General features: G+C 47.3%; 17 protein-coding genes. 11 read left to right on the top strand and 6 right to left on the bottom strand.

What is annotated here, in order from left to right:
* The first annotated feature begins 68 nt into the window (after nucleotides 1-68).
* Entirely contained in the window at nucleotides 69-506 is a 438-nt protein-coding gene (locus DW915_RS06275; RefSeq protein WP_022463033.1) for a MarR family winged helix-turn-helix transcriptional regulator, read from the top strand.
* 90 nt (nucleotides 507-596) lie between these two features.
* Here the strand turns inward: DW915_RS06275 and DW915_RS06280 are convergent, their stop codons facing one another.
* Nucleotides 597-1238: an endonuclease III domain-containing protein gene (locus DW915_RS06280; protein ID WP_022463034.1), complete on the bottom strand. Its 642-nt coding sequence runs from the start codon at nucleotides 1236-1238 to the stop codon at nucleotides 597-599.
* Nucleotides 1239-1283: 45 nt separating this feature from the next.
* Entirely contained in the window at nucleotides 1284-2159 is an 876-nt protein-coding gene (locus DW915_RS06285; RefSeq protein ID WP_022463035.1) for an AraC family transcriptional regulator, read from the bottom strand.
* Between the two features lie 167 nt (nucleotides 2160-2326).
* On the opposite strand from DW915_RS06285, the gene DW915_RS06290 reads away from it, so the two are divergent.
* The 3 genes from DW915_RS06290 (at nucleotide 2327) to DW915_RS06305 (ending at nucleotide 8193) form a co-directional block, all read left to right on the top strand.
* Nucleotides 2327-3277: a phospho-N-acetylmuramoyl-pentapeptide-transferase gene (locus DW915_RS06290; RefSeq protein ID WP_117813043.1), complete on the top strand. Its 951-nt coding sequence runs from the start codon at nucleotides 2327-2329 to the stop codon at nucleotides 3275-3277.
* A 303-nt stretch (nucleotides 3278-3580) separates the two neighbouring features.
* Nucleotides 3581-5899 carry an alpha-xylosidase gene (gene yicI / locus DW915_RS06300; RefSeq protein WP_118741795.1) on the top strand — a complete coding sequence of 773 codons (2319 nt, stop codon included), beginning with the start codon at nucleotides 3581-3583 and terminating at the stop codon, nucleotides 5897-5899.
* 266 nt (nucleotides 5900-6165) lie between these two features.
* Nucleotides 6166-8193 (top strand): glycoside hydrolase family 31 protein, encoded by a 2028-nt coding sequence (locus tag DW915_RS06305; protein WP_118666407.1) that lies wholly within the window; start codon nucleotides 6166-6168, stop codon nucleotides 8191-8193.
* Nucleotides 8194-8277: 84 nt separating this feature from the next.
* Here the strand turns inward: DW915_RS06305 and DW915_RS06310 are convergent, their stop codons facing one another.
* A complete protein-coding gene (locus DW915_RS06310) occupies nucleotides 8278-9099 on the bottom strand; it encodes a hypothetical protein (protein WP_118666406.1) in 822 nt (273 codons plus the stop codon).
* Nucleotides 9080-9715, bottom strand: a complete 636-nt coding sequence (locus DW915_RS06315; protein ID WP_055265066.1) for a helix-turn-helix domain-containing protein — start codon at nucleotides 9713-9715, stop codon at nucleotides 9080-9082. Before DW915_RS06315 ends, DW915_RS06310 begins: the two co-directional genes overlap by 20 nt.
* A 149-nt stretch (nucleotides 9716-9864) precedes the next feature.
* On the opposite strand from DW915_RS06315, the gene DW915_RS06320 reads away from it, so the two are divergent.
* Nucleotides 9865-10140 (top strand): hypothetical protein, encoded by a 276-nt coding sequence (locus DW915_RS06320; protein ID WP_118666405.1) that lies wholly within the window; start codon nucleotides 9865-9867, stop codon nucleotides 10138-10140.
* Here DW915_RS06320 and DW915_RS06325 read toward each other — a convergent pair.
* On the bottom strand, nucleotides 10126-10326 hold the full coding sequence (locus tag DW915_RS06325; RefSeq protein ID WP_117509614.1) for a Uma2 family endonuclease: 201 nt from the start codon (nucleotides 10324-10326) through the stop codon (nucleotides 10126-10128). The genes DW915_RS06320 and DW915_RS06325 overlap by 15 nt on opposite strands.
* Before the next feature lie 38 nt (nucleotides 10327-10364).
* Nucleotides 10365-10607, bottom strand: a complete 243-nt coding sequence (locus DW915_RS06330; protein WP_022463041.1) for a hypothetical protein — start codon at nucleotides 10605-10607, stop codon at nucleotides 10365-10367.
* Nucleotides 10608-10838: 231 nt separating this feature from the next.
* On the opposite strand from DW915_RS06330, the gene DW915_RS06335 reads away from it, so the two are divergent.
* The 6 genes from DW915_RS06335 (at nucleotide 10839) to ruvX (ending at nucleotide 15941) form a co-directional block, all read left to right on the top strand.
* A complete protein-coding gene (locus DW915_RS06335) occupies nucleotides 10839-11036 on the top strand; it encodes a hypothetical protein (RefSeq protein WP_055228323.1) in 198 nt (65 codons plus the stop codon).
* The gene (tnpA, locus tag DW915_RS06340) at nucleotides 11014-11427 is read left to right on the top strand and encodes an IS200/IS605 family transposase (RefSeq protein ID WP_055228324.1); all 414 of its coding nucleotides are present in this window, start codon (nucleotides 11014-11016) and stop codon (nucleotides 11425-11427) included. The genes DW915_RS06335 and tnpA overlap by 23 nt, the downstream gene beginning before the upstream one ends.
* Complete coding sequence (locus DW915_RS06345) at nucleotides 11420-13030, top strand: hypothetical protein (RefSeq protein WP_118741796.1); 1611 nt, start codon at nucleotides 11420-11422, stop codon at nucleotides 13028-13030. The genes tnpA and DW915_RS06345 overlap by 8 nt, the downstream gene beginning before the upstream one ends.
* Nucleotides 13031-13246: 216 nt before the next feature.
* The gene (locus tag DW915_RS06350) at nucleotides 13247-15016 is read left to right on the top strand and encodes a glycoside hydrolase family 3 N-terminal domain-containing protein (protein ID WP_118741797.1); all 1770 of its coding nucleotides are present in this window, start codon (nucleotides 13247-13249) and stop codon (nucleotides 15014-15016) included.
* Between the two features lie 206 nt (nucleotides 15017-15222).
* Nucleotides 15223-15486 carry an IreB family regulatory phosphoprotein gene (locus tag DW915_RS06355; RefSeq protein ID WP_022461716.1) on the top strand — a complete coding sequence of 88 codons (264 nt, stop codon included), beginning with the start codon at nucleotides 15223-15225 and terminating at the stop codon, nucleotides 15484-15486.
* A gap of 11 nt (nucleotides 15487-15497) precedes the next feature.
* Nucleotides 15498-15941 carry a Holliday junction resolvase RuvX gene (ruvX, locus tag DW915_RS06360; RefSeq protein WP_022461717.1) on the top strand — a complete coding sequence of 148 codons (444 nt, stop codon included), beginning with the start codon at nucleotides 15498-15500 and terminating at the stop codon, nucleotides 15939-15941.
* Nucleotides 15942-15943 lie beyond the last annotated feature (2 nt).

A 15943-nucleotide genomic window follows, 5' to 3' on the forward strand; every position in this document is an offset into this window, starting at 1 on the left:
ATACAATACAGACAGAAAGAGCGGAACCCTGTTCAGAAGGGACAGAACAGACGGAAAGGGGAAGAGGAGTGGATAACAGAGAAATCATCAATGAGACACTGGTCCATCTGTTTCACGAGATACAAAAACTGGAAGAAGAGGCGATCATTACCGAGGATTTCAAGGATCTGACGAACAACGATATGCACATCATCGAGGCCGTCGGCCTGGAGGGCGGCAATATGTCATCGATCGCGGCAAAGCTCGACATCACGGTCGGATCGCTGACAACGTCAATGAACAGTCTGGTGAAAAAAGGCTACACCGAGCGGGAGCGCAGCGAGAAGGACCGCCGGATCGTCTACATCCACCTGACCGGAAAGGGACGGCAGGCATTCCATCATCACGCAAAATTCCACGAGCAGATGACGGATGCCGTGATGGCGGAACTCGGAGAAGAGGAAGTGCAGGTGCTCGGGAAAACGCTGAAAGCGCTGACGGACTTCTTTCGGTCATATAAAAAATAGAAACAAAAAGGCTTTTGCAGCCGGGACAGAATCAGAAAAATCTGTCCGGTATGCAAAAGCCTTTTTCGCATGGAAACGCATAAAAAAATGCTATTTTTCTACGCCGTTCTTCTCACAGATATCCGCGAGCACACACCGTTCACAGTGCGGTGTCGTCCGCGCAGTACAGACCTCGCGTCCGTGCTCCACAAACCGGTGGCAGAGCGAGCTTCCTTCTTCCGGCGGCACAATTTTCCAGAGTGCCATCTCCACCTTCTTCGGATCCTTGCAGTCATGCACGAGCCCGATGCGGTTGCACAGCCGGATGCAGTGCGTATCCGTCACAATCGCAGGCTTTTTGAATACATCGCCCATAATCAGGTTCGCACTTTTCCGTCCCACGCCCGGGAGCTTCAAAAGTGCGTTAAAGTCATCCGGCACCTGGCTGTGGTACTCGTCGCGCAGCATGCGCATGCAGGCGTTGATGTCGCGTGCCTTGCTCTTTCCAAGACCGCACGGCCGCACAATTTCCTCGATTTCCTCCGGTGTCGCGTTTGCCAGCGCATCGATATCAGGATACTTTGCGTAGAGATCCTCCACCACAACATTGACCCGCGCATCGGTGCACTGTGCGGCCAGGCGGACACTGACGAGCAGCTTCCACGCCTGGTCATAGTCAAGCGTACAGTCGGCGTCAGGATATTCTTGTTTCAAACGTTCAATGACGGCAAGCGCCAGTTCTTCTTTTGTCATCGTGTTAAACTCCCATTCTCAAAGATATTAAAACAGCGAAAGCTATCAGGATCCTTTCTCGCGTGCTGCCTTCCGAAGCTGCAGCGGCGTCGTGTGAAACCGCTCGCGGAAGAGGCGGTGAAACAGCTTATCGTTTGTAAAACCATGCTTTTCCGCGAGCGTGCCGACCGGCAGATCCGTGGCGATCAGGTCGCGGTAGATGCGGGAAAGACGGTAGGAATTCAAGTATTCCAGATACGTCGTTTCCATGTTCTGGCGGAAGAACCGGCAGAAATATTCCGGCTGCAGCGAGACAACATCGGCAGCCTCCTTCAGCGTAATCGGCCGCTGGTAATTTTCCTGCGTGTACGTCAGAATCGTATCGAGCCGTGTCTGCGTCCGGGAGCTCATCGGGTGGTGCGCAAGCGGGCTCTTCTCGGAAAATTTCGTGTAGAGCAGATCGAGAAACGTAAAAAGCTCCCGCTGGAACGTCAGAAGATAGCCGTCGGGCATTTCCTCATGAAGCTGCATCATCGAAAGCAGAAGACGCCGGAACTGGCTGATATTTTTCTGCACTTCCGGATTCGTACTGTCGTAGTCAATCGAGAACCAGAGCTGTGACGGATCAGGCAGATAGTTCGCAAGGAACGCATCCGGAATCTGCATCAGAATCGAGCGGTTTCCCGTGGACGGACAGCGCGCCGTGTGGATACGCCCGGAATTGATCAGCAGAAATTGACCCGGAAGGACGGTCTTGGTGCGGTCCGAGAGCGTGACAATGGAGGAACCCTCCAGAATATAAATAATTTCCAGCGCGTCGTGCCAGTGCGGCGGCGAAAAACTGCCGAAATCGTCGGTTACGCGAAATTCGATGCTGCGGTTCGGCTGCAGCGTGATGTGTTCCTGGCGTGTCTGGCGCGGCAGATGATCTTTGCGTGGCATAAAAAACTCCTTTTTTGTTCAACTTAGTGTATCACTATCTTATCACGAAACCCCCGAATTGGGTATAGCAATTTTTGCATGAAGTTGTTATAATAAATGAACACAAAGCCACGTCACATACGGCTTCGTGCAAACTCAATCTAAAGAAAAGTGAAGGAAGAAAACGTATGTATCAAGTATGGAGTAACTTTTTAAATCCCGGCCAGATCGCCATGCTGGGAATCGTGGTCACCTTTCTGCTGACCTTTCTGGCGTTAAAGCATCCATTTTCCTTTCTGCCGAGCGATCACGGCAGAGAATTTGCCGTAAACGGCGGCCTCTCCCGCGGAAAACTGCGCGGCGTCGGCCTTGTGATCGTCATCTGTTTCCTGATCGGAAGCGTATTGTTCCTGCCTCTTGGCGCCGAGTATGCGATCTACGCGATCCTGCTCGTCTGCATCATGCTGAGCGGCTACCTCGATGATGCATCCGAAACCCCGTGGAGCGATTACAAAAAAGGCGCGATTGACCTCGTCATCTCCATTGTGACCGTCATCACCTTTGTGAATTACAATTCCACCACGATCTACTTCGGAAGCATGTCCCTTACCATTCCGAAAGTGGTCTACATAATCCTCGGCATCATCCTGATCTGGATTTCGATCAACGTTACAAACTGTTCCGACGGTGTCGACGGACTCTGCGCGAGCCTTTCCTGTGTGGTTATCTTCGCGTTCAGTATGATTTTCCACGATGTCCTTGGAAGCTTCACCGTAGCCAATTACCTGTTCGTGGCAGCGCTTCTCGCGTACCTGTATTTCAACACCTCGCCGAGTAGCATGCTGATGGGAGACGCCGGTTCGAGAGCACTTGGCTTCTACATCGCCATCCTTGCCATGCAGTCCCGCCATCCGTTCTTATATCTGCTGATGGCAGGCGTGATGATCGTCGACGGAGGAATCGGCCTTGTCAAAGTATTTTTACTCCGTTTCCTGAAAATCGCGATCCTCAAAAATACAAGAACACCGCTGCATGACCATGTCCGCCTGAAATACAAATGGTCCGACAGTCAGGTTGTGATCCGCTTTGTGATCCTGCAGATCCTGCTGGCAGTTGTTGCCTATCTGATTGTGGCATAAAGAAAAAACAAAAGAAGAGAGATGGGAGTGTGTCCCGGCAAAAGTAACTGGAAATGCAACAGGATACTTTTGCGGGACACACTCCCGTTTTGCATATTGGAACCAGAAAAAGGTTCAAACCGGAAAAAAGATAATATCGCCGTATTTTTTCACAGAATCCTCCCTGTTTTCGACAGGAAAAGTGTGGTAGGATAAAATTACCAAAAAACGTCAGCCTGAAACAGGAATTCTGTAAAAAATGATGAAAAGAGAGTGCTTTTCATCCTCTGTTTCGGGCGCATCAAATCAGGAGGTAATGAAAAGATGAAATTCACAGAAGGTTACTGGCTTCCGAGTGAAAAAGCAAATGCATCCCATGCAATGCAGGCTTATGAAGTAGAGCAGATTCCAGGCGGTATGCGTATCCTGGCTACCACACGTCCGATCGAGCACAGAGGCATGACCCTGAACCTGCCGACCATCACCGTTGAGTTCGTAGCACATACACCGGACACCATCTCCATGGAGGCATGGCACTACGAAGCCTACGACAACAAAGTTCCGTCCTTCGACAAAACAGAGAGCGTATACGAGGACGTAACTGTAACGATCAACGAGGATGAGGCAGTTCTTGATACCGGAAGCGTACAGGTCCGCGTACAGAGAAAAGGTGTCTTTGCTTACACCTTCGAGGCAGATGGAAAAGTTCTGACCGGAAGCGGCTTCCGCAACCTTTCCTATATCAGATGGGACCGTCAGCAGAGCACCATGCTGCCAGCCCAGAATTACATGACCGAAAAATATCAGCCATATATGGTAAGCGAGCTCTCCCTTGGCGTCGGCGAGTGCGTATACGGCCTTGGCGAGAGATTTACTCCATTCGTAAAAAACGGACAGGTTGTAGACACCTGGAACGAGGACGGCGGTACGGCATCCGAAATCGGCTACAAATGCGTACCGTTCTACATGACAAACAACGGCTACGGTATTCTCGTTGACAGTACCGACAACGTTTCTTTCGAAGTAGCAAGTGAAAAAGTAGAGTATGTCGGCTTCTCCGTACCGGGCGAAAGAATCAAATACTATCTGTTCCACGGACCGTCACCGAAGAAGATCATGAACGAGTACACCGCGCTGACCGGACGCCCGGCACTTCCTCCGGCGTGGTCCTTTGGTCTGTGGCTGTCCACATCCTTTACCACAAACTACGACGAAGAGACTACCACATCCTTCATCGCGGGAATGGAAAAGAGAAATATTCCGCTGAGCGTTTTCCACTTCGACTGCTTCTGGATGCACGAATTCCACTGGTGCGATTTTGAGTGGGACAAGAAATGCTTCCCGGATATTCGCGCAACCTTAAAGAAATATCACGACAAAGGTCTTCACATCTGTGCATGGATCAACCCGTATATTGCACAGGGAACCGCATTCTTCAAAGAAGGCGCTGCAAACGGCTATCTGCTGCAGAGAGCAGACGGAAAAGGCGTATGGCAGACCGACAACTGGCAGGCAGGTATGGGCCTTGTGGACTTTACCAACCCGGATGCGGTTAAATGGTATACCGATAAACTGAGAACTGTTCTGGACTGCGGCGTAGACTGCTTTAAGACCGACTTCGGCGAGAGAATCCCGGTTGACGTTGTTTACCACGACGGAAGCGATCCGCAGGCAATGCACAACTACTATACATACCTGTACAACCAGGCAGTATTCAGCCTGTTAAAAGAAGTAAAAGGTGAGAACGAGGCAGTTCTGTTTGCAAGAAGTGCAACAGCAGGAAGCCAGAAATTCCCGGTACACTGGGGCGGCGACTGCTCTGCAAACTATCCGTCCATGGCAGAAACGCTGCGCGGCGGCCTTTCCTTCGCCATGAGCGGCTTCTCCTTCTGGAGCCATGATATCTCCGGATTCGAGAGCACCGCAACACCGGATCTGTACAAGAGATGGTGCGCATTTGGACTGATGTCTACCCACAGCCGTCTGCACGGATCCACAAGCTACCGTGTGCCGTGGCTGTTCGACGAAGAGTCCTGCGACGTAGTAAAATTCTTCACCAACCTGAAATGCTCGCTGATGCCGTACATTTTCCAGAAATCTGTAGAGGCACACGAGGAAGGAACCCCGGTAATGCGCCCGATGGTATTCGAGTTCATGAACGACCCGGCCGTTCCGTATCTGGATCAGCAGTACATGTTAGGTGATGCCCTTATGGTTGCACCGGTATTCCGCGAGGATAAAGTTGCACAGTACTACCTGCCGGAAGGCGCCTGGACTGAGCTTCTGACCGGCGAGACAAAAGAGGGCGGAAGATGGTATCAGGGAACCTACGACTACTTCTCCATGCCGCTGTATGTAAGAGAGAACAGCATCGTAGTAAGAGGAAACTGCGACACCAAACCGGATTACGACTACGCTGACCACGCAACTGTTTGCGTATATCAGTTAAAAGACGCAGCCGAGACAAAAGTTCCGGATATCCACGGAAACAATGTATTCACCGTAAAAGCAGTCAAAGACGGCGACACAGTGAAAGTATCCGTAGAAGGCGCACATACCGAACTGAAAGTAGAAGTCTTCGTCGGAAATGAGAAGAAAGAAGCTGTTCTGGCAGCAGATGCAAGCGAAGTTGTTGTTGCATAAGCATCGGAATGTAAGAATATAGGGAGGGAGAGGCACGGAAAAGCAAATTTTTCTGTGACCTCTCCTTTCAACAAATAATAGCAAGGATTCTCCCACCTCTATAGGTGGTGAGATGAATTGCAAATAAGAAAGTTAACAGCAGTGGCGGGCGGAGAGAAATCGGTATCCCCCACTGACATGAGGCAAACCACAGTCAGCATTCTGCTGGCATGTCAGACTCTGTGAAATTACCGACTGTGGATTGAAACAAAAAGGAGGAAAAAACAATGCGTTTTCAGACAGAAAATGGTGTGTTAATTGCACAGGCAAACGGAGAAACACTGCGGATTGAGCCGTGGGGAAAAGATTCCTTACGTGTCCGCGCAACCATGCTTCCGGGATTTTTCGGAAAGGACTGGGCACTGACCGAAGTGCCGGAAAAAACAGAGGCAAAAGCAGAGCAGTTTGAAGTCGATCATCTGGAAATCGACGGATCCATGGGAAAAAGAACCAGCGCATCGATCACCAATGGAAAAATCCGTGCTGTGGTCAACTTTGCAGGAGTTATCACCTTCTACAAAGAAGATCAGGAAATTTTAAGAGAATATCATCGGTGCTACGACGGAACGATCAGCAAAGAGAGCCGCTGCTTAAAAACGGTCAACCGTGAGTGGAAAGGTGTGATCGGCGGAAGCGAATACAGCCTGAACCTGAAATTTGAGAGCAACGACGAAGAGAAGATTTTCGGAATGGGTCAGTATCAGCAGAAATACATGGATCTGAAGGGATGTACCCTGGAGCTGGCGCAGCGTAACTCCCAGATCAGTGTACCGTTTGCCGTATCCAGCTTAGGATATGGCATGCTGTGGAACAATCCGGCCGTCGGACAGGTAACCTTCGGAAAGAATTATACCGAATGGACCGCATGCTCGACGAAAGATATGGACTACTGGCTGACTGCAGCTGATACACCGAAAGAGATCCTGGAAAATTACACCGCAGTGACCGGCCGCGCGCCGAAATTCCCGGAGGACCGTATGGGCCTGTGGCAGTGCAAGCTGCGCTACCGTACGCAGGACGAAGTGCTTGAAGTGGCACGCCGCTACCAGAAGGAAGGCATCAAAATCGATCAGATTGTCATTGACTTCTTCCACTGGACCGTGCAGGGTGACTGGAAATTCGATGAAAAATACTGGCCGGATCCAAAAGCCATGGTGGACGAACTGCATTCCATGGGAATCAAAGTTATCGTTTCCGTATGGCCAAGCGTAGACCGGAAGAGCGAGAATTTCTGGCCGATGCTGGACCGCGGCCTGCTGATTAAAACAGAGCGCGGCGCCCTGCAGACGTATGATTTCCAGGGAGACTGTGTGGAAATCGATGTGTTCAACCCGGAGACCAGAAAATACGTCTGGGAAGTCTGCAAGAAAAACTATTATGATTTGGGAATTGATGCCTTCTGGCTGGACAACTCAGAACCGGATTTCGGCGTTTACGATTTCGACCATTACCGCTATATCGACGGACCGGCTCTTTCCTGCAGCAACATCTATCCGCAGCTGTACAGCCGTGTCTTCTATGACGGCATGAAAGCAGAAGGAGAAGAAAATATTGTAAACCTGCTTCGCTGCGCCTGGGCCGGAAGTCAGAAATACGGAAATGTTGTATGGTCCGGCGATGTGCCGAGTACCTTTGAAGCCTTCTATGATCAGCTCCAGGCCGGCCTTAATATGGGTCTTGCCGGCATTCCGTGGTGGACAACCGATATCGGCGGCTTTATGACAGATGATGTCAATGACCCGGATTTCCAGCAGCTTCTGATCCGATGGTATGAGTTTGCCGTTTACTCTGCTGTTCTCCGTATGCACGGCGACCGCGGACCGCACAACATTCCACCGCTCGATGACCGTGACTTTGGCGGCGGCTATCTGTATACCGGCCAGTCCAATGAATTGTGGAGCTATGGAGAAGAAAATTACCGGATCATGAAGAAATATTACGACATCCGCATCAGCATGCACGATTACATCAAACAGCTGTATGACGAAGCATCCGAAAACGGTTCTCCGCTGATCCGTACCATGTTCTACGAGTTCCCGGATGACAAAAAATGCTGGGAGCTGCAGGATCAGTATATGTTCGGAAGCGAATACCTGGTAGCGCCGATTTTCCATCTGAACGAGTTTGAGCGTGAAGTATATCTTCCGGAAGGACGCTGGGAAGACACCAGAGACGGAAAAGTGTACGAAGGCGGACAGACTATCCGTGCCGCTGCACCGATCGATTCGATTCCGGTATTTAAGAAAATGGCATAAGATCGTGTAAAAAGGTCAAAAAAGAAAACAGTACAGAAGACACACACAGCGTGGGGACTTTTCTGTACTGTTTTCTTTTCGACTCTAACTGCGCATCAGATATCCATATTTGCGCATCTGTCGGCGTATGATCTGCTCAACACGCTGGCGGATTTCCAGAGGATAGTAATCGGCCAGAGAAGCCAGTTCCGTGCAGACATCTTTTGTAGTAAAGGAAAAGTGAAGCTGGATACCGTATAATTCCTCCGCAGCATCCAGCTGTGTATCAAAATCAGAGCTGAAAGGTTTGGCTTCGATGCGTTCCATACAAACATCCATCGGCAGATCCAGAGGGTAGTCATTGCTGGTGTCTGCAAACAGGCATAAACCCTGATCGAACAGAGGACTTAGAGAATATTGCGCTGTTTCTGTATCATATAGAACAGCGATGTTGTTGGTGTGCCGGTCTTCATTCAGAAAGAAGGCATCAATTTCCAGCATAGCGGTCAAATATGCGCCGAAGTTCTGAATTCCCGTCATGTTTTCTAACTGATCTGCCAGAAAACGAATGCGTTCCGCAGGTTCTGAAAAAGCAGCAAGTGAGATTGCCAGACTGTCTCCGGTATTCTGACGGTACAGTTTTTCCAATGGGATCAGCATCTGATTTACTTTTAGAAAATCAGGACTGGAACAGCCACTGCGGAGAGTGCCGCGGTATGCAATCCGAACAGGCTGATACAGGACAAACGGGTGGGAAAGAGTGCTTTTTTGCAGTAAATGAGACACCAGTGTCTCCGAGAGTCCCTCATATCCCATATAGTCGGATTTGTACCAGATATTACCGATTTTCCATTTGAGCTGGTCCCCTTTTGAGGTGTGATCTGTTTTTTTGACAGGCAGCTGATGATCAAGACGGATCTGTTCCATGGCGTGCCTCCTTATTTTTCAGAATCAGGATCCATTGCTCGTCACCGGCCATTCGTCCATCTGTTTTTTCAATGATAAGCAGCGGATCATAAAAGGGAAGTCCCATTTCTTTTAAAATATCTTTGGCATGATCGCGTGTTTTGGGAAAACAGCGGCTTTCCAGAAACCAGGTAAAATCATCCCAGGTCGGATGCTCCACAACGCCAAAGGCACGAAGCGGAATTTTTTTTGTGTAATTCTGGATTGCAATTTTCTCATGACGGAAGTCGATATCGATCGTTGTGCAAAGCTGATCGCGGTAAAGAAAACACATCCGCGTTTTGACATCGGGATCCGTGCTGAAACAGTGAGCACGGGCAATTTGATTGTATACTGTCTGCCTGCTGACCTGAAAGGTGCGCGCGATCTCGGCAATACTTTTTCCCTGCTGCTGCATGGCAGCCATCTGAATGATTTGCGGCAGCGAAAAAGCTGGTTTTCTTCCAGCCGCATGGCGCAGTGCTTCTTTTTTCGCTAACTGCTGGTATTGTTTCGCGTCTTTGGAAAGCTTGCGCAGCTCCTTTGGGTCCGTTGTTCCAAAGATCTCGTAAATCTGTTGCTCAAATGTGTTTTTCATGCAATCACCTCGTTTCTGCCATTACTGTATCACAGAGATCTGAAAGCGTCAAGAAATCATTTATTGACAAAAAACGAACTGATTGAGAAAAGTTACGGCTCGCAGATGTCTGAGAACAGCAATCATGGCGATGAAAGAACTTCCCTGCAGTGCAGGCAAAAGCTTGGCAGAAAAAAGCAAAAGCAGACTCTATTCTGCGTGAAAAACTGCTTCAGACAAGGGAAAATCCGAATCCAATCCACGCATTCTGCGAAATCTGCCATGCCTATGGCGTTTCCATCTATGAAATGGATCTTGCCATGGCAGGTGAAGAATTTTACGCAGAAATCAAACGCAGCACCAATGGCGGCGGAGAAAATTCCCCGGCGCTTGAAGGGGAAGATGACTTCTATGAGCTGTTTCTGGCAGCGTTAGAAAATATATGATTTTTTGCGAAGAATGTAAGTATTGATGAGTGTAGAAAGCTGCATGGATAGTGCCTGATGAACCTGCGAAGGGCTTGCCATGTCGTAGATGACACCGTCAAAAACTTCGAAGCGTTTCTCTTCTGGAAGCATTTCATACTGTTCCAGCGTGACTTTTTCGAGCTGTGGTTGAAGAACTGGCGTCATAAAATACACATCTTTTCCCAAAAATGAAATGAAATCGCTTAAAATTCTTTCTTTAAATGTTCTGCGAGAATCGTATCGTAATCGCCTTCGATTTCCTCATCGCGCCCTGCATACCGCAGATTGGTCTCCACGCCGACCGGCTCCACATCGTCTGCAAATTCCCAGATATGATACCGCAGACCGCGGTGCTCAAAGTCGATGCTTCCGCAGTTGTCCTCTTCGACATAAGAAAAAGAGATGTTCTTCTCGTTTAAAACAGATTGAATTTCTGGCATATGCATAAAACTATAATCCTCCTAATCGTTGTTGACATATCTGTTATTAGTATAGGGCAATGGCGGAAAAAATTCAATCTACAAGCTTTTCGATAACAGTATACGTGTCTGAGAGGTTATAAATTAGTGGCGAAAACCCATAGGTTTGCCTGTGGGATGAAAGCCACATATTTTTTACTTGGTTTTTACATAGAATAGATGTATAATATATGCATAGATAAAAAGGAGGTTAAGTGCATGGGAAGACCGAAATCAAACAATGTACAAATTAACATTTCAATTCCTATGGAGTGGAAAAAAGAACTGGAAAATATTGCTCGTATCTATTCTGTTGAGGAAGGGAAAACAATTACATTCCTTGATTTAATGCGTCGAGGAATTCAGGAAAAGTATCAGTTAGGAGAACAGAATGATGAGCAGGAAACCCTATCATAGTGCTTCGCATTGCAAGTATCTGATACAATATCATATTATCTGGTGTCCAAAATTTAGATTTTCTGTATTACATGGGAAAGCAGATATGACTCTCAAACAGATACTACAAAAAATATGCGAGGATTACGGATATAGAATTAAAGCACTTGAAGTAATGCCGGACCATATCCATATTTTTGTAGATGTGCCACAAACAGTCGCTCCCTGCGATGTGGTTAGAACACTCAAAAGTAAAAGTGCGATTGAATTATTTAAGGCATATCCAACACTGAAACGGTTTTATGCAAGATGTGGTGTTTTATGGTCGAGGGGATATTTTATATCTACAGTGGGACAGATAAGTGAAGCAACAGTAATGCAGTATATAGAGGAACAGAAAAGTCATGAATGAGAAGGAATATAAGAAAAGCCTAAGACAATTTCATAAACATTCTGACAGACATATCCTGGTCGTAGAAACCGATATGTCTTTTTCTGATATACAAAAGGTGGTAGCTCTTTCTGATAAGATTCGAAAAGCAGGAAATGAACTGGTTGGTCTTATGAGAAAGAATTACGACCAGCTTATCCGTACGAAAAGGTATCGGAAAGTACGGAAACTTTATGGTGCTACAGAAGAGAAAAAGAAACGAAAAGTACTTGCCCGTCAGCTGAATGAAATGCAAAAGCAATATCATGTTACATGGGATGATTGTAGAACATCTATGATACCAATCGGTAAAAAATATGGGATTGATGCTATATTTGCACTTACAAAAGCCGAAGATGTTTGGAGAGGGATAGAAAAATGCTTATATGCAAATGGTAAGAGACTCCACTTTTCTAAATATGGAGTGTTGCCCTGTATTCGAGCCAAACAAAGGAATCGTGGGATTCCAATTTCTGTGAAAGAGAATCAATTGCAATTTAAATTTGGTAAATCTACGTTTGGAATACAACTGAAAGATAGATTTCAATCGGATGAAATTCACGCTGTTTTGGATTACCTTGCTGAACCTGAAATAATAGATAAGAAAGCAATCCAGATATTTGCAGAGAAAGCGTATTGTATCAATACTTACAGACCCTGCTATGCTACGCTTGTACCAAAGTTGATTCGTGGGAAATACAGAGTGTATTTGCACTTAACGATTGAGGGGAAAGCAAAACCGAAATATGACAGATTTGGGAATCCAAGGCATAAATTTGGAAAAGGTATCATTGGTGCGGATATTGGAACGCAGACCGTTGCTTATACATCGGATACGGAGGTTGGTCTTAAAAACTTATCCGAAAGAGGGAACAGTATTCAAAAATCCGAGCGATTAGAAAGAATTTATTATTGTGCAATGGATAGAAGCAGACGAGCGACCAATCCACAGAATTATAATAAGGATGGTACGATTAAAAAAGGTCGAAAGATTTGGAAATACTCGAATCATTATAAAAGACTGAAAGCGAAACACGCAGAATTATGCCGTATTAATGAAAGAAACAGACAGCTTGCGATAAATGAAGATGCCAACTATCTAAGAAGCCTTGGAGATGTGTTGATTACAGAGCCTAAAAATGCCAGTAAACTTATGAAACGAGCGAAAGAGACTACGAAAAACAATAAAGGTAAGTTTAACAAGAAAAAGCGTTTCGGTAAATCAATAAAGAATCGATGCCCTGGTGGATTTCAAACGACAATAGAAAAGAAATTTGAAGTGTCTGGTGGCAGATATATAGAAGTGGCGAGCAATTATAGAGCAAGTCAATATGACCATACCGCAGATGCTTATGTCAAAAAGAAGTTGTCGGATAGAATGTATCATTTAGTGGATGGAACATTGGTACAGCGAGACTGGTATTCCTCATTTTTACTATACTGTTACGATGATAAAATAGAAGAGATAAATAAAACAAAATGTAGAACAGAATTTGAAAAACATTACAAGAGGGAAAAAGCCTTAATTGAATGGATTCAGGCGAATCAGATTAAAATTTTAAATAGTGGAATAAAAACAGCATAAATGAAATACGTTAGGGAGATTGACGATACTTCCTTATCAAAAGATAGAAATTTGCCGTCAATGTGGTCGTAGGACTGCCCGGCAATAAAAGTCCTTACTCAAATAGACTTACACTTGTATTCCAAAGTCTGAGAATGATGTACGATTACAAGCTAAACTTGGTAGTAAGAACCCCACGGGCTTGCCCGTGGGAGTCGTCAGCCGTTCGGATATGGAATGTCCTATACGACCTTTGACGTAGCAACAGAAAATGCAGCGTGGAAGCCGGATGCAGAGCCAAAAACAATCACAGTAACCGTAAAAGTAACAAACACCGGCTCCTGTGCCGGAAAAGAAGTTGTACAGATTTACGCTGCCTGCCCGTTTGGAAAACTGAAAAAAGAGAGAAAACGTCTGGTCGCTTTTGGAAAAACAGCACTGCTGCAGCCGGGAGAATCCGAGACACTGCACCTTAAGGTACCAACTGTCCTGCTGGAATCCTACCGGACAGGCAAAGCCGTATACTGTATGGAGGCCGGAGACTATGATTTTCTGGTCGGAACCTCAAGCCGGGATGTAACCCTGGCTGCGAGACTGACACTTGATAAAACCGTGGAAACCGAGCATCTGACCAACATCTGCCCGCTGCTCGACGCATTAAAGGAAATTCAGCCGGAAGAGGAAAAAGAGGAGCGCTGGAGAGCAGAACGGGAGCAGATGTGGGAAGAAAAGAAAGCAGAAATCCCGCTGCTGTTCCTGGACGAAAAAGGTCTGATCCGCGATGGAAAGAGTGCCGAAGAAATGTATAAAATTCTGAAATTCGGAGAAACAAATGCAGCAGAAGCAAAGGAATGCGATGCCAACGGCTGTGAATTTGAAGCAGAAACAACAGAAGCGAAAGAGGATGCCGAAAACTGCAAATGTGGAGCAGAACAGCCGAAATGGGAAGAAAGACGGCGCAGGGCGATGGAAAAAGCCGCCGAACTCGCTCAGAAGCTGACACCGGAAGAAAAAACGGCTCTTGTCTGCGGCCGCAGCAGCGGAAGCAAAGAAATCATCGGAGCCGCTGCCGTTACCGTACCGGGTGCAGCCGGGGAGACAACCGCCTCCTTGCTGGAAAAATACGGTGTTGCCAATGTCATTCTGGCTGACGGGCCGGCAGGCATCCGCATCACCTCCCATTATCAGAAAAATCCGTCGGACGGCAGTGTTTACAAAATGAACATGTATCAGCGTCTCGAGAACCGCATTTTCGGAACAGAATTCCTTCACGACGACGGAGAAGATTATTATCAGTACTGCAGTGCGATCCCGGTCGGAACGCTTCTGGCGCAGACATTCGACACAGAGCTTCTCGAGGAAGTAGGCCGCATGATCGGCGCAGAGCTGGAGGAGTTCGGCGTGACCCTCTGGCTTGCACCCGGCATGAACATCCACCGCAATCCGCTCTGCGGACGCAACTTCGAATATTATTCTGAGGATCCGCTTGTCAGCGGAAAAATGGCGGCAGCCCTCACAAGAGGCGTCCAGAGCCGGTACGGGGTCGGAACGACCATCAAACATTACGCCTGCAACAATCAGGAAGAAAACCGCCGCGGCGTATCGAGCATCGTCTCCGAGCGCGCTCTGCGTGAGATCTATCTGAAGGGCTTCGAAATTGCAATCAAAGAATCCCAGCCAAAGGCAATTATGACATCCTACAACAAGGTAAACGGTGTCCACACCGCCAACAGCTATGATCTGTGCACAACCGCTGCAAGAAAGGAATGGGGCTTTGCCGGCATCATCATGACCGACTGGACCACAACAAACGCCGACGGAGGCTCCTCCGCCGCAAAATGCATCGCCGCCGGAAATGATCTTGTGATGCCGGGAACCGACACCGACCGCCGCGAAATCCTGGATGCGCTGAGTGCCGAAAATGACCAGTATCTCGAGGAAAAAGACCTGACCGCCTGTGCCCAGAGAATCCTGGAAATGATTTTTACTTCCAATTCATATGAATAATGCGGCGTTTTCAGGGATAAAATAACATCAGAAATAGCTGCCGCCCCTTCGCAAAGCAAAATTTTCCATGCGGGCTTTGAATGTTACAGTTCGCTGAGATGCAGTGAACTGTAACATTCAAATAGTTGGGCAATTTCACGATTGAAATTTCCCATAACATGTATTAGAATATAAATGATATCAATAAATACGAGGACGTGAAAAGAATGTCAGGATTAAGTAACACACAATATTTTAAAGTAAAAACAGAGCCGGAGATTCAGGTAAAAGAGGTACTCGAAACCGTTTACAACGCCATGGTAGAAAAAGGGTATAATCCAGTCAACCAGATCGTAGGCTATATCATGTCAGGCGACCCGACGTACATCACAAGCTTTAAGGGAGCCAGAAGTCTGATCATGAAAGTAGAGCGTGACGAGCTGGTAGAGGAACTGTTAAAAGAGTACATCAAAAATGAATCCTGGAAGTGAGCGTAATTACTATGAGAATAATGGGATTAGATTACGGCTCAAAAACAGTAGGGGTGGCAGTCAGCGACGCCCTGGGTCTTACTGCGCAGGGAATCGAAATTGTCCGCAGAAAATCGGAGAATAAGCTGCGTCAGACGCTGGCCCGGATTGAAGAGATAGCAAAAGAGTACGGCGTGGAAAAAATCGTACTCGGCTTCCCGAAACATATGAACAACGACATCGGAGAGCGGGCCGAAAAATCTCTCGAGTTCAAAGAAATGCTGGAGAGACGGACAGGTCTGCCCGTTGTTATGTGGGACGAGCGGCTGACAACGGTCGAAGCAGACCGCACCATGATGGAAACCGGAATCCGCAGGGAAAACCGCAAGGAGTACGTAGATATGATTGCAGCTGTTTTTATCCTGCAGGGATATCTGGACTATCTTTCCCATCAGAAGGAATCACAGGAAAACTGAAC

The organism is Blautia sp. AM42-2 (genome assembly GCF_003480245.1).
Taxonomy (GTDB): Bacteria; Bacillota; Clostridia; order Lachnospirales; family Lachnospiraceae; genus Fusicatenibacter; species Fusicatenibacter saccharivorans.